12 protein-coding genes, 1 pseudogene and 1 riboswitch are annotated in these 12932 nt (G+C 38.8%); of the genes and pseudogenes, 6 read left to right on the forward strand and 7 right to left on the reverse strand.

All coding sequences use genetic code 11. The annotated features are described in order from the left end of the window. Nucleotides 1–37 precede the first annotated feature (37 nt). A complete protein-coding gene (locus BIV60_RS02140) occupies nucleotides 38–1450 on the reverse strand; it encodes a tetratricopeptide repeat protein (RefSeq protein ID WP_071354104.1) in 1413 nt (470 codons plus the stop codon). 347 nt (nucleotides 1451–1797) lie between these two features. Next, on the reverse strand, nucleotides 1798–2409 hold the full coding sequence (locus BIV60_RS02145) for an RraA family protein (RefSeq protein ID WP_071354105.1): 612 nt from the start codon (nucleotides 2407–2409) through the stop codon (nucleotides 1798–1800). 280 nt (nucleotides 2410–2689) lie between these two features. Between BIV60_RS02145 and BIV60_RS02150 the strand changes: the two genes are divergently transcribed. Next, complete coding sequence (locus BIV60_RS02150; RefSeq protein WP_071354106.1) at nucleotides 2690–3127, forward strand: SRPBCC family protein; 438 nt, start codon at nucleotides 2690–2692, stop codon at nucleotides 3125–3127. A 68-nt stretch (nucleotides 3128–3195) separates the two neighbouring features. Here BIV60_RS02150 and BIV60_RS02155 read toward each other — a convergent pair whose 3' ends face one another. After that, nucleotides 3196–4539 carry an alkaline phosphatase gene (locus tag BIV60_RS02155; protein ID WP_071354107.1) on the reverse strand — a complete coding sequence of 448 codons (1344 nt, stop codon included), beginning with the start codon at nucleotides 4537–4539 and terminating at the stop codon, nucleotides 3196–3198. Nucleotides 4540–4731: 192 nt separating this feature from the next. On the opposite strand from BIV60_RS02155, the gene BIV60_RS02160 reads away from it, so the two are divergent. Next, a complete protein-coding gene (locus BIV60_RS02160; protein WP_071354108.1) occupies nucleotides 4732–5208 on the forward strand; it encodes a divergent PAP2 family protein in 477 nt (158 codons plus the stop codon). Nucleotides 5209–5263: 55 nt separating this feature from the next. Then, nucleotides 5264–5347, forward strand: a riboswitch (ZMP/ZTP riboswitch). Between the two features lie 48 nt (nucleotides 5348–5395). After that, the gene (locus tag BIV60_RS02165; RefSeq protein ID WP_071354109.1) at nucleotides 5396–6238 is read left to right on the forward strand and encodes a bifunctional 5,10-methylenetetrahydrofolate dehydrogenase/5,10-methenyltetrahydrofolate cyclohydrolase; all 843 of its coding nucleotides are present in this window, start codon (nucleotides 5396–5398) and stop codon (nucleotides 6236–6238) included. Between the two features lie 150 nt (nucleotides 6239–6388). Here the strand turns inward: BIV60_RS02165 and BIV60_RS02170 are convergent, their stop codons facing one another. Then, on the reverse strand, nucleotides 6389–7420 hold the full coding sequence (locus BIV60_RS02170) for an LLM class flavin-dependent oxidoreductase (protein ID WP_071354110.1): 1032 nt from the start codon (nucleotides 7418–7420) through the stop codon (nucleotides 6389–6391). Between the two features lie 152 nt (nucleotides 7421–7572). Between BIV60_RS02170 and BIV60_RS02175 the strand changes: the two genes are divergently transcribed. Next, nucleotides 7573–8175 carry an NADPH-dependent FMN reductase gene (locus BIV60_RS02175; RefSeq protein ID WP_071354111.1) on the forward strand — a complete coding sequence of 201 codons (603 nt, stop codon included), beginning with the start codon at nucleotides 7573–7575 and terminating at the stop codon, nucleotides 8173–8175. A gap of 73 nt (nucleotides 8176–8248) precedes the next feature. Here the strand turns inward: BIV60_RS02175 and BIV60_RS30140 are convergent. Next, nucleotides 8249–8430 (reverse strand): annotated as a pseudogene (locus tag BIV60_RS30140) (deaminase); the annotation flags it as partial. 109 nt (nucleotides 8431–8539) lie between these two features. Here BIV60_RS30140 and BIV60_RS02180 point away from each other — a divergent pair. Together BIV60_RS02180 and BIV60_RS02185 are read left to right on the forward strand one after the other, a co-directional pair. Then, entirely contained in the window at nucleotides 8540–9118 is a 579-nt protein-coding gene (locus BIV60_RS02180; protein ID WP_071354112.1) for a TetR/AcrR family transcriptional regulator, read from the forward strand. 28 nt (nucleotides 9119–9146) lie between these two features. Then, a complete protein-coding gene (locus BIV60_RS02185) occupies nucleotides 9147–10349 on the forward strand; it encodes an MFS transporter (RefSeq protein ID WP_071354113.1) in 1203 nt (400 codons plus the stop codon). Between the two features lie 277 nt (nucleotides 10350–10626). Here the strand turns inward: BIV60_RS02185 and speB are convergent, their stop codons facing one another. Both speB and BIV60_RS02195 read right to left on the reverse strand, forming a co-directional pair. After that, nucleotides 10627–11625, reverse strand: a complete 999-nt coding sequence (speB, locus tag BIV60_RS02190) for an agmatinase (RefSeq protein ID WP_071354114.1) — start codon at nucleotides 11623–11625, stop codon at nucleotides 10627–10629. A gap of 114 nt (nucleotides 11626–11739) precedes the next feature. Beyond that, the gene (locus BIV60_RS02195; protein ID WP_071354115.1) at nucleotides 11740–12924 is read right to left on the reverse strand and encodes an iron-containing alcohol dehydrogenase; all 1185 of its coding nucleotides are present in this window, start codon (nucleotides 12922–12924) and stop codon (nucleotides 11740–11742) included. Nucleotides 12925–12932 lie beyond the last annotated feature (8 nt).

Genomic DNA, 12932 nt, shown 5'->3' on the forward strand with positions numbered 1-12932 from the left:
TCCTCCTTTACTTATATTTTATATCATTTTATATGGTTCACCCTGTATGACTCAATTGATCAGATATTTTTTGATAAGCAGCCGCTTCCTTTACCATTCCTTTCTTTTGATACATTTTGCTGATTTTTTGTACTGGGACAGGATTTTGCGGCTGCAGCTCCATCTCCCAGAAGAAGCAATCGATGGCTTTATCATATTGGTGAAACTCCGCATAATAGTCCCCCAGCTCCATCATCCGGTCAGGGTCTTCCTCTAATCCAGCCATTTTATTAATTTTTTCAAAAACGTTTAATTGGGAAAATGCCTTATTAACAGGCAATAGTATATCCCGAACCGTTTGGAGGTCATGCTCCTTCAAGAGAAGTATGACAAGTTGAAACATTTTCTGTTCCAAATGTGTTGTTTTATTATGCTCGGGAAACTTTTGAAGCAAGACAAGGAAGTTGTCTAAGTGTATGAACACAAACTTAGGGTCGGAATATTCCCAGATGCTGCTTAAGATAAGTTCGTAGGAATGTGGCAGGTCATCTAAAAATGGGAATAAATAGAGGGCTGCTTTCTCATTGTTTCCTTTTGTAATCATTTTTTCTATCAGTGATTTTGCCTCAGGGAGTATTTGAAAAGGATTCATGTTTACCTCACTTAAAATGAGCATCCATTCCTCCATGATGAAACACTGTAAAGCAAGCGCCGTATATTTTTCAACGGACTCCATCACTTGAAGCTTTACAACCCGTTCCAGCCACAGCAGTATCACTTCAACCGTACAATCCTGCTGGGTTAATATTTCTTCTAAGAATTTATGTTTATCTGGATTTAATCGATTTTTGAAGCAATATAATTCAACATATAGAGGATCCTTTTTAAGGATGGCCGGTAAACTTGAGGTTTTATAAAAATCGTGGTAAGAAAAATACTCGTGTGATTCCGAGCGGTCTTTTGCTGATTTTAAGTCAGGGGAAAACTCGCTTAAAATTTGAATGATTTGAAAGGATTTCATAAACTTTCCGCTTCTTCTAAGGTGATAATAAATCTTGTCAATCATTGGGATGAGTTGATTTTTTTCAAAAAACGAGTCAAGTGTTGTGGCAATATAGGCTACTTCTTGCAATGAATAGTGGAGTTGAAGCTGGGAAAAGAGTTTATTTTTATTCGGAATCGTAACGTTTAAACTGGGGATGAATGTGGATAACATTGGATTAGGAGCTTTAAGGGCAATTCCATTTTGAAAGGCTTTTTCGATAAAAGTACCTTCAGTAGTTTGGGTAAGTTGTTCGCCATAGATTAGGGCATTTTTATAGTAGATTAGGTAATATCGATCATTGTTTTCTGTCATAACCTCGACTACTTTGCTTCTTGCAAAAAGCGCGGCACGAAGAATATTCCCTTTTATTAATTTCTTTTTATCTTTTATCGATATTTCAGTTGGCTTAAGTAGTTCTTTATCCATATTGGTCCGCCCCCCATTATTTTAAAATAAACATGGTTTCCCCCTTATTATAACATACGTCTGAAAGAAGTGCCTTGAGCTATTTGCTGTCTGTATAAAAAGACATTTATTAAAGCTATTTTCGCATAGATTGTTGTTTTTCGTATAAGATCATCAACCCGTATAACTAAATGCTTCGTGGCATCTTTTCGTAAGAATATTTGCGAAAATTGCCTAGAAACTTAAGTATTTGACCCTTATTAGGATCCAAAAGCAACAAAGTTTACGAAAAGAGCCTTTATTAAAGAATCAGCAGCATCCGCATCCATATAAAAAGTTGGGCCTAAAGAAAAAGGCCCAACTACTATTTACGATAACATATTGTCTAGATAGGTAATGATTTCTTCTTTATTGTTTGATATCTTTTTTGCTCTATTAATGTCTTTCTCCAACTTTTCTTGCGACTTTTTCAGTATTTCCTCTTCTTTTTCGCGAGGCACTACTATAACACCATCCGCATCTCCCACTACAATATCACCAGGGGAAATGGTTACACCGCCACAAGAAATTGGTACATTAATGCCGCCTTTTCCTGTTTTATTACTTGCTGCTATTGACGTTCCTTTACAAAATACAGGATAATTTAGCTCTTTGGCTCCTAAAATATCACGAATGACACCATCCGCAATAATCCCTTTGATGCCAAGTGTTTGGGCCATTCCAAGAATAAAGTCACCTGCAATGGCTCTACTCGTATCTCCTTTTGCATCTATAACAATTACATCACCTGGTTTAGCTTCACGTATGGCTTTTAATACAACAAGATTATCCCCCACTTGCATGTTTACAGTAAATGCACGCCCTGCAACACGGTACTCTTCTTTTAATGGTTTTATTGATGCGTCTAAGTTAGTCATCCCATCTAATGCATCTGAGATACATGTTGTTGGTATTTCTTGAAATTGATCAACAATATTCATTTTTTCTCCTCCTAATTTTTTTACAAGATCAATAGCATCAAATAGTAATCTATATGTATCTCTAGCATACTAATATTTCCCTTGTAATAAAATCAAAATATTCCAAATTCATTTATTATTTATTTGAATGAACTTTATAAAGAACAATTTAATTGAACATTTGATTAGTATATGTAATGAAAGAAAAACTCAGATTTTTCAATGAACCAAACTTCATTTAAACGTTTGACTAGTATACACTAATAAACAGAATCTATAGCGGAAAGTGAGATACCTAAGCATGAACAACATTACAAAATTTTTAATCGAAAAACCTGCTCATGAAGTATTTGAAGCATTTGTGGATCCTGCAAAAATTGGAAACTTTTGGTTTTCATCAAGTTCTGAAAGATGGGAATCAGGTAAGATGATTGCATTGACATATAAGGAATACAATGCAGAGCTCGGGATAAGGGTCAGAGAAGTTGTGGAAAATCAAAAAATCTTGTTTAATTGGGGCCCTGTTGAGGATGAACATCAGGTCACAATTTTACTAAATGAGGAAGATTCTGCGAGTACGATTATTGAAATTACTGAAGAAGGATTTAAGGAAAATGATCCAGAGTTAGTATATAAAATGATTGATAATAAAGAAGGCTGGGTTTTCATGTTGACCTGTTTAAAAGGGTATTTGGAAAATGGGGTAAATACGTTGAGAGGTGCAATAGTGAAGGAGTAACTAATTTTTTGTCTTAATTGCCCCATTGAAGAAAATTTCAATGGGGCTCCATAATGTTTGGAATAAAATCACTCACCACTCTTAATAATCTCAAAAATGTTTTTCGCCATGTCCGTATTGTTTATTTTCCCCATAAATAGGTCCCTTCCAGGTCCGTAGGCATATATATTCACATCATCTCCCGTATGCCCGCTGGTTGTCCAGCCAGTGACGGAACGGGTATCGAAAATCTTCTCAATCGCATTATCGATTTCCGTTACATTTTTTGTTACAGATGCTTTTTTAACCGATTTGATTTCTTCGGGTGTCAGTGACAGGTTAATGTTATTTTTTAACGTTTGTTCTATATTTCCATCCTTTTCAATTTGCTTCGCCATGAAGTCAGGTGTATGTTTGGCTGCTGCAATTGGCTTAGCAAACCAGTTATAATTGCCTTTTGCTCCAACTGAAAAACCACCTGTTGAATGGTCTGCTGTTGCTACAACCAATGTATGCTTGTCTTTTTTAGCAAAATCAATGGCGGCTTTAAAAGCCTTCTCGAAATCTTCCATTTCACTCATTGCTGCCACAATGTCATTATCATGACCGGCCCAGTCGATTTGGCTTCCTTCAACCATTAAAAAGAAGCCCTTGTCATTTTGACTTAATTTACTTATCGCAGTTTCCGTCATTTCTTTCAAAGATGGCGTCGATGCCTCACGGTCCAGCATTTTAGGCAATCCCTCCGTGGCAAACAATCCGAGCAGCCTAGTTTTTTTACTTTTTAGCATTTCATCCTTTGTTGTTGCATAATCATAACCATCTTTTTGGAATTCCTTTCTTAAATCGCGTTCAGAACGGACCAAATTGTTCAATCCGCCGCCAAGCATTACATCGATTTTGTGTTGCCCATGAATTTTTTCATCAAAATAATCATCCGCAATCGCATCCATATTTTTACGATTTTTTTCATGTGCTCCAAAGGCTGCGGGTGTGGCATGCGTAATTTGTGAAGTCACAACTAATCCGGTGGATTTTCCTTTTTCTTTAGCTGCTTCAAGGACGGATTTTACTGGCGCCCCATTTCGATCAACACCAACAGCCGAATTGTAAGTTTTGACTCCGGTAGCCATGGCTGTTCCCGCTGCTGCTGAGTCGGTTACATTGTGATTTGGATCATCCGAATAGGTCATTTGCTGCCCTACCAGGTACGGATCAAACGCGTTTGGCTCAAACTTTTTGGTGGCCGGGTCATCCTTAAAATATCGATAAGCAGTTGTATAAGAAACCCCCATTCCATCTCCGATTAAAAAAATAATGTTTCTTATTTCTTTATTGTCTGGATTAGCTTTAACGCCTTTCTGAATGGTTCCAAGTATAATTCCAGCTATTGCTAAAGAAATTGTAGCTACTGCTAATATCCTTTTCGGCAAAACTGCTCCTCCTTTACTTTACTCAATATGAATAGTGTTACCTTCATAAATCCGTCCCATTATGATTTTTAATTTTAGGGTAATCTAACTAAGAATAGGGTATTAAATATTACAGAAAAACTAACGACAGAAAGTAATGTCCTTATCATAGAATCAACAATAAAGGAAAATCAGTTACGTTAGGAGGACAATATGTTTTTATCCTATCCGATTTTAGCAGCTCTTTTAGGGATGTTGATTGCTCAATTTGTAAAAATTCCGATTCATTTTTTAACAACCGGTGAAGTAAAATGGAATCTAATGATTAGTACTGGCGGTATGCCAAGCTCCCATACCGCAACGATTATTTCCTTAACAACAGCAATCGCGCTTACATCAGGGCTTAAATCAAATGAGTTTGCGATCTGTGTGGTAATGTCCGCCATTGTGATGCATGATGCGACAGGTGTCCGCCGGCATGCAGGTTATCATGCGGAAGTTTTAAATAAACTGTTAGTTGATTTCAACGCTTTGGTCGAAACCTTAAAGAACCCTAATTTAAAAAAAACAGAATCTCGAGCAAAGCTTAAGGAACTATTAGGACATCAGCCGGCAGAGGTATTTTTTGGAGCCATCACGGGAATTATCGTTGGTTTCTTAACCTATCTGTTTTATCCATTTTCTTCCTAATAAAAACCCTTATTGAATATCTTTTTAAGGTATGATATTCTCAAATTAACAAGAAGGAAAATGCAGTGACTGACGACAACCGTGGAATTAACCACATGGGAGCTGCATTTTATACGGTCGGGTCGTCTGGGCAGAGATAGGGTTTTATTTCCCTATCTCTTTTATTATTTTTCAGGAGGTAGTTATAATGGAAAAAATCATTCTAGATGGACAACTTGTAGCGAAAAATATTAAAGATGCCTTAAAAAATAGAGTAAATGAGCTAAAGGGAAAAGGAGTTACTCCTTGCCTTGCAACCATTTTAGTTGGAGATGACCCATCATCAGAGACCTATGTAAAAATGAAGGGAAATGCTTGCGAAAAAGTTGGGATTAAATCATTACGTATTCATTTACCAAAAGAAACGGAAACAAGTGCTCTTTTAAAAACTATTGAGGAATTAAATCAAGATGAGACCGTTCATGGTATTCTCCTTCAACACCCTGTTCCATCACATATTGATGAGCGTAAGGCGTTCGAATCAATTGATATTCGTAAAGATGTCGACGGTGTAACAAGCAGAGGCTATGGCGAAACTGCGTTAGGTTTTGGAAAATACCCATCATGTACTCCGGCAGCAATCATGGAAATTATCAACTTTTATAATATCCCTGTAGAGGGTAAACATGCGGTTGTTGTTGGCAGAAGTCCGATTCTCGGAAAGCCGGTATCTGCCCTGCTTTTAAATGCAGATGCAACGGTTACAACCTGTCATTCACGTACTAATAATTTACCAGAAATCGTTAAACAAGCGGATATTGTTGTAGCGGCTGTGGGTAAGCCTAATTTTATTCAAGGGGACTGGATTAAAGAAGGAGCAGTTATCTTAGATGCTGGGTATAACAAAGGAAATATCGGAGACGTGGATTACGGGGCTTGTTATGAAAAAGCTAGTGCGATTACACCTGTCCCGGGTGGAGTTGGCCCTGTAACGATTTCGATGTTGTTAAAGCATACGGTAAAATCCGCCGAGGAAACTCTTCAAGACTAATAATTTGAGTTGAGCCAGCTTTTTGGCTCAACTCTTTTAGTTTCTTCCCCCTTGTTTAAAGTCCATTTCAAAGGCTTGGGAAACAAGACTGCATTTTCTACAAGAAAAGAAACCCCATCTTCCCCAGGGTTCCACCTTAAAGATATTTACCTATTTCCCCGTCTCCCGCCGCACAACCGGCGCAACCTCCGTTGCCAAACGCTCAATATTCTCAGCTACCTTTTCAAACGGCATACCCCCAATATCCATTTGAGCAATAAACCGCTGATGGCCAAACAATTCATATTGATGAAGAATTTTTTCAATAATTTGTTCTGAACTTCCCACGAATAAGGCCGTTTCCGGAGCTGCCATAATCTCAAAATCTGCTCGCGACGTACTCATTCCACGCTGGTGATCGAGATATCCCCAATAATTGGAGTGGTACGCATAGTACTCATCTTTTGCCTGTTGTGTAGTTTTAGATATATAAGCATGCCCTGTTACCCCCACCTTTAAAGATTCTGGAGCATGCCCAGCCTGACTAGCCGCCTGCCGGTATATATCTACAAGAGACTTAAATCGGATTGGCGGGCCTCCGAGGATTGCCAAGGCTAAACCAGTACCTAATCTGCCCGCTCGTGCAGCGCTCTCTGGAGTGCCGCCAACTCCAACCCAAATAGGGATTTCTTTTTGTAACGGTCTAGGTGCAATTTCTGCATTCTGCAATGGAGATCTAAATCTGCCGCTCCATGTAACTCTCTCTTCGGCATTCAGCTTCAAAAATAATTCAATATTTTCTTCAAACAATTCATCATATTGGTTCACGTCAAAACCAAACAGCGGGAACGATTCAATAAAGGCTCCTCGTCCAGCAATGATTTCAGCCCGTCCATTCGATAATAGATCCAGTGTAGCAAAATCTTCAAATAGACGGACAGGATCGATCGTATTTAAAACAGTAGTGGTAGTAGTTAATTTGATTCGCTGCGTAACCTGGGAAACTGCTGACAACACAATCGCAGGAGCTGATACCGCATAGTCCAGACGATGATGCTCCCCTACCCCAAATACATCCAGCCCTAAGTCATCCGCCAATTTTGCCGCTCCAATGATTTCTTCTAGGCGTTGATGGGCACTGATTGTTTTCCCCGTATGCGGGTTCGGACCTAAATCCGCCAACGTATAAATCCCAATTTCCATTTCTTTCTCATCCCTTCATTTCTTTTTTTATTAGTATTCAATAGTTGACAAAACGAATACAGTATAATATTATTATCTCGAATTAAATATATTTTAATTTGAGATTCATGAAATGTAAATATATTTCACTAAATCTACAAGGGGTGTCAAAAATGAGCTTTTTCAGTAATTTATTTGGCAGTGCATCTAAGGAGGAAGAAAAAATGACAAATCCAAAAGTAAAAATTGGGATTATTTTAGGAAGTACACGTCAAGGACGCGTTAGTCCACAAGTAGGAGAATGGGTGAAAGGGATTGCTGACAAACGTCAGGATGCAGATTATGAAATCGTCGATATCGCTGATTTCAAATTGCCATTCTTAGGAGAAGGAACTGGTCAAGAACCAGGCCTACAAGCTTGGAATGAAAAACTTGCAAGCCTTGATGGCTTTGTATTCATTGTTCAAGAATATAACCACAGCATCACAGGCGCATTGAAAAATGCATTAGATTCAGCTCGTGAGGCTTGGAATGACAAAGCAGCAGGTATTGTAAGCTATGGTTCAACTGGCGGAGCCCGTGCTGCAGAACACTTACGCGGCATCTTAGGGGAACTAAAAGTAGCAGACGTTCGTACACACCCAACATTATCTCTATTTACAGATTTCGAAAACATGTCTACATTCAAACCAGCTGAATTGCACCTTACAAATGTAAATGCAATGTTAGATGAAGTAGTTGCATGGAGCGGCGCTCTAAAAACTGTAAGAAAATAGGAATTACAAAAATGGAGCTTGAGGTTGTCCTCAAGCTCCATTTTTAATTAAACGTTTAATTAGTAAATGCTAATTAGTTTCCAAGCGAACCTGAAACAATTTCTCCCCTGAACATCGTAGCAACTCGTTTGGATCTTCTTGCAATCGCCTCAGCGGAACACTAACATCAACGAATACGAATTCCGCATCGTCTCCTACATTTGGCCATATGCGTTCTCCTTTTTTATTTAAAGGGGTTACACCTCCGGTATTAAATTATTGAAACGACATGCAAAGCAATGATAGATAAAACCTCCAGCTTGCTTGAAATAATTTAATTTGATATGATAACTGACGAACGTTCGTTAAATTCGAGGTGATTATATTGAAAAGCGATGAAATTAAGGAAGCCGCTCTAAAATATTTTACAATCCATGGTTATGAAGGAGCCTCCCTTTCGCAAATTGCTGAAGAAGTCGGAATGAAAAAGCAATCCATTTACGCTCATTTTAAAGGGAAAGATGACCTTTTTCTGCAAGTTTTGCGTGATGCAAAAGAGACAGAGCTATCTTCAAAACTCCAATATTTTGGAAAAATCAATTCACAAAATCCTGAAAAAGATTTATACGGATTCCTGCAATTGGTTATCGATCTTTTTCAAAAAAATGAGCATATAAAGTTTTGGCTCCGAATGTCATTCTTTCCGCCAGCACATCTTGCAAAAGCAATTGAAATGGAAGTCATCGATATCGAGGAGAAGATACAAGCGATCCTGGAAAGTAAATTTCAAGATTGGATTGATGCTAAAGTAATCTTCGGAGATGCAGCAAAAACACCGACCTTCGCTTTCTTAGGAGTAGTCGATTCCATTTTGCTGGAACTTGTTTATGGCAATGATGAGAAACGGCTGAAGGATAAATTAGAAGCCTCATGGACTGTATTTTGGAGAGGGATTTCACATTAATGATTCCTACAGAAAAGAGGTGTGATTCATGAAGAAAACGATAAAAGATCAAAAGGCGGTATTGATTATCCTTTTAAGCAATATTTTCATTGCCTTTCTGGGAATTGGTCTCATCATCCCTGTTATGCCAACCTTTATGAATATCATGCATTTATCAGGGAAAACGATGGGCTATCTTGTTGCCGTATTTGCGGTGTCACAACTGCTGATGTCACCACTTGCAGGCCGATGGGTAGACCGTTATGGCAGAAAGAAAATCATTATCATCGGCTTATTCCTATTTGGTGTTTCTGAACTGATTTTTGGTATAGGTAAAAGTGTATCAGTTCTTTATCTATCAAGGATTCTAGGGGGATTTAGTGCCGCCTTTATTATGCCGGGAGTTACTGCATATCTTGCTGATATTACATCCGTTCAGGAGCGGCCAAAAGCAATGGGTTATATGTCGGCCGCTATTAGCACAGGCTTTATCATTGGCCCCGGCATCGGCGGTTTTATTGCAGCATACGGTGTACGCATGCCCTTCTTCTTTGCGGCAGCCATTGCTTTTTTAGCATGCATTTCATCCATATTTATATTAAAAGAGCCGCTTACAAAGGAACAGCTGGAAGAAATTTCATCCAATGCAAAGGAAACAAACTTTATAAACGATTTTAAAAGATCACTCATCCCGCTTTACTTTATTGCATTTATCATTGTATTTGTACTTGCTTTCGGTTTATCAGCTTATGAAACTGTTTTTAGTCTATTTTCTGATCATAAATTCGGCTTTACACCAAAGGATATTGCTTCCATTATTACAATAAGCTCAATCTTTGGCGTTATTGTGCAAGTATTTATGTTTGGAAGAATGGTAGATTTACTTGGTGAAAAGAGACTGATTCAATTATGTTTAGTTATAGGTGCCATTTTGGCAGTGGTCTCCACCGTGATCTCTAGCTTTTTATTAGTTCTGATGGTAACTTGCTTTATCTTCCTCGCATTTGATTTGCTTCGTCCAGCATTGACGACCTTTTTATCAAGGACAGCCAGGAAAGAGCAAGGATTTGTGGCTGGGATGAACTCAACCTATACGAGCTTAGGCAATATCATCGGACCAGCGATGGGTGGAATACTTTTTGACGTAAATATTCACTATCCTTATCTTTTCGCTGCTGTCATTATGATTATTGGTCTCGGTATTACAGTTATTTGGAAAGACAAACAATTGTCATCAAGCATAGCTGAGTAATTAGAAAAGCCGCGGACACGCCCATAACACTTATTGTTGTTGACCTACCATGAAAATACACTTCTCTCAAGGGAGCCATAATTCACAGTGGAAAAAAATATTGAGGGTCTTTGTTTCTAAAAAATCATATTTGTACCAGAACCGGTAATTTGATGGGGACAGGAATTCCTTGCCCAATCTAACTCGGAGAATGCCTAGAGTCTCTAAAATTAAGGAGAGGAACGCTTTGCGTACCTCTCTTTATTACATTCATTCTTCCTATAGGAACCAATCCCTGTTAAGAGAGAATTTCCTCTTTTTCTTTTCCGTATTTTTTATTCCCCTTTTTCTCTTTTTCCTTTAATACATAGCTGAGTAAGTCTAGTACAATACGGGCTGCTACTTGTCCGGTCATGCCCGTTGGATCATATGGCGGGGCAACTTCTACTAAATCAAAACCGATAACTTCTCCTCTTTTGGCAATCCCTTCAAGCAATTCATTGACCTCATCATAGAGCAGGCCGCCTGGAGAAGGTGTACCTGTTCCAGGCGCAATTGACGGGTCGATTCCGTCAATATCAATTGTTACATAATATTTTTCTCCCGCAGGAATTAACTCCAGCACTTCCTCAAGTCCCATCTTTCTCATCTGACGCGGTGATAGGATCGCGCTGCCATATGTTCTTGCTGCTTCGACATCTTCTTTTTTGCTGCTGCTGATCCCGCGAATGCCAAACTGAAATATTTTCTGAACATGATCCAGCTCAGATAAGCGGCGAATGCAATTTCCGTGACCATACCGCATTCCCGAGCGATGATCCGCCCAGTCTAAATGGGCATCAATTTGAATCACATGAAATGGACCTATGTCTTCTAGTCCTTTTCCGACTGCTGCTGTGATGGAATGATCACCGCCTAAAACAACCGGCATAGCACCTTTGGAAATAATTTTTCGGATTGCTTCTTCTGTATTCTCATGGCACTGCATAATATCCCCGTGTACCATGTCTACATCACCGCAGTCGACAACTTTCCATTCAGGCCCAAGGTACGTAATATCGTTTTCAATATCATAAGCACCATCCAGGCCGAAACTATATAATGTAGATCCTTCGCGGATTCCTCTAGGACCCATTCTTGCGCCTGATTTCCATTGTGTCCCCATGTCATTAGGCACCCCGATGACCGCCACATCTGCGTCAAGCTCGTTCAGGTTCGCACATATTGGGTATTTCCCAAAAGTGCAAATTCCTGTAAATGGTAAATTTAAAAACTGCTTTTCATCACGATTAGACATTCATACTGCCTCCTTCTTAATTTTCATCCACGCTTTTTCCTTATGCAAGGTTTTCTGCGACGGGCCACCTCTTAACTGATTATTTTAAAATCTACTTTTATACTTTTTACCCAATTAATTTTCAATTAAAGTTGTGGTTTTCACCTCATAAGTCTTTTGAAATAAGTTCAGATAGTCTTCTTTCGTCAAATCTCTTGAATTTGCCTGAGTACACAAATGTTTAAAGGCTCCTTCCGCAAGGAAAGGGAAGTCCTCGGGATTTACATTGCCTAAATCTCGAAAGCTAGGAATGCCGATTTTTTTTGCCAGCTCTTTTAACAACACAACACCTTCATAAGCTGTTTCTTCAATTGTTTTTCCTTCAGGATTTGCCCCAAGTTTGATTGCTACCGAGGCGTGCTTTTCTGGATTTGAAGGAATATTATATTCAAATACATGTGGAAGAAAAATAGAATTCGCCACTCCATGCGGAGTATCATAGAGCCCTCCAAGTGGTTCGGCCATCGCATGTACAGCCCCAAGATCCGTGTTATCAAAGGCAATACCGGCAACTAAACTGCCCAAAAGCATATTTTTCCTAGCCTCTAAATCGAGACCATTTTCCACTGCTAATGGAAGGTACTTTGCTATTAATTCAATAGCATATAGTCCCAAAGCATCTGAAAGTGGTTGAGCAACTTTGCAGGTATAAGCCTCGATTGCATGTGTGAGTGCATCCATTCCTGTAGCTGCTGTAATCGATTTAGGTAATGTTAACGTCAATTCAGGATCGACAAGTGCAAGTTTAGGAGCGATTTTCAAATCTAGTATCGCCTCCTTTTGTTTCGTCACGGTATCGGTAATGACAGAACCTCTTGTAACTTCACTACCGGTACCTGAAGTTGTCGGAATACAAATTAGTGGTGGGATTTCCCGTTCCAGTAAATTTACACCGTAGCGTTCTCTTAACTCTCCTCCATGTGTTAAAAGTGTCCCAATTGCTTTGGCTGTATCCATTGAACTTCCGCCGCCTAGACCAATTAAAAGATCAATGTTCTCATTTTTAAACTTTTGATAAGCACTCTCGCAATCTACATCTTTTGGATTAGGTGATATTTCATCATAAACAATATAATTGACACCTTCTTGATCTAAAGACTGTGTGATTTTTTCCAAAATCCCTGTTTGTGCAAGTCCTTTATCTGTAATAATGAGGGCTTTATTTCCACCTAATTCTTTAGCCCTTTTCCCAATATTCTTTACTTTCCCATTCCCAAACTCTATAGAAGTAGGCAGATTAAAATGAAAATCCCATAACATAATTAATA

It is taken from the genome of Bacillus sp. MUM 116, assembly GCF_001866655.1.
Taxonomy (GTDB): domain Bacteria; phylum Bacillota; class Bacilli; order Bacillales; family Cytobacillaceae; genus Neobacillus.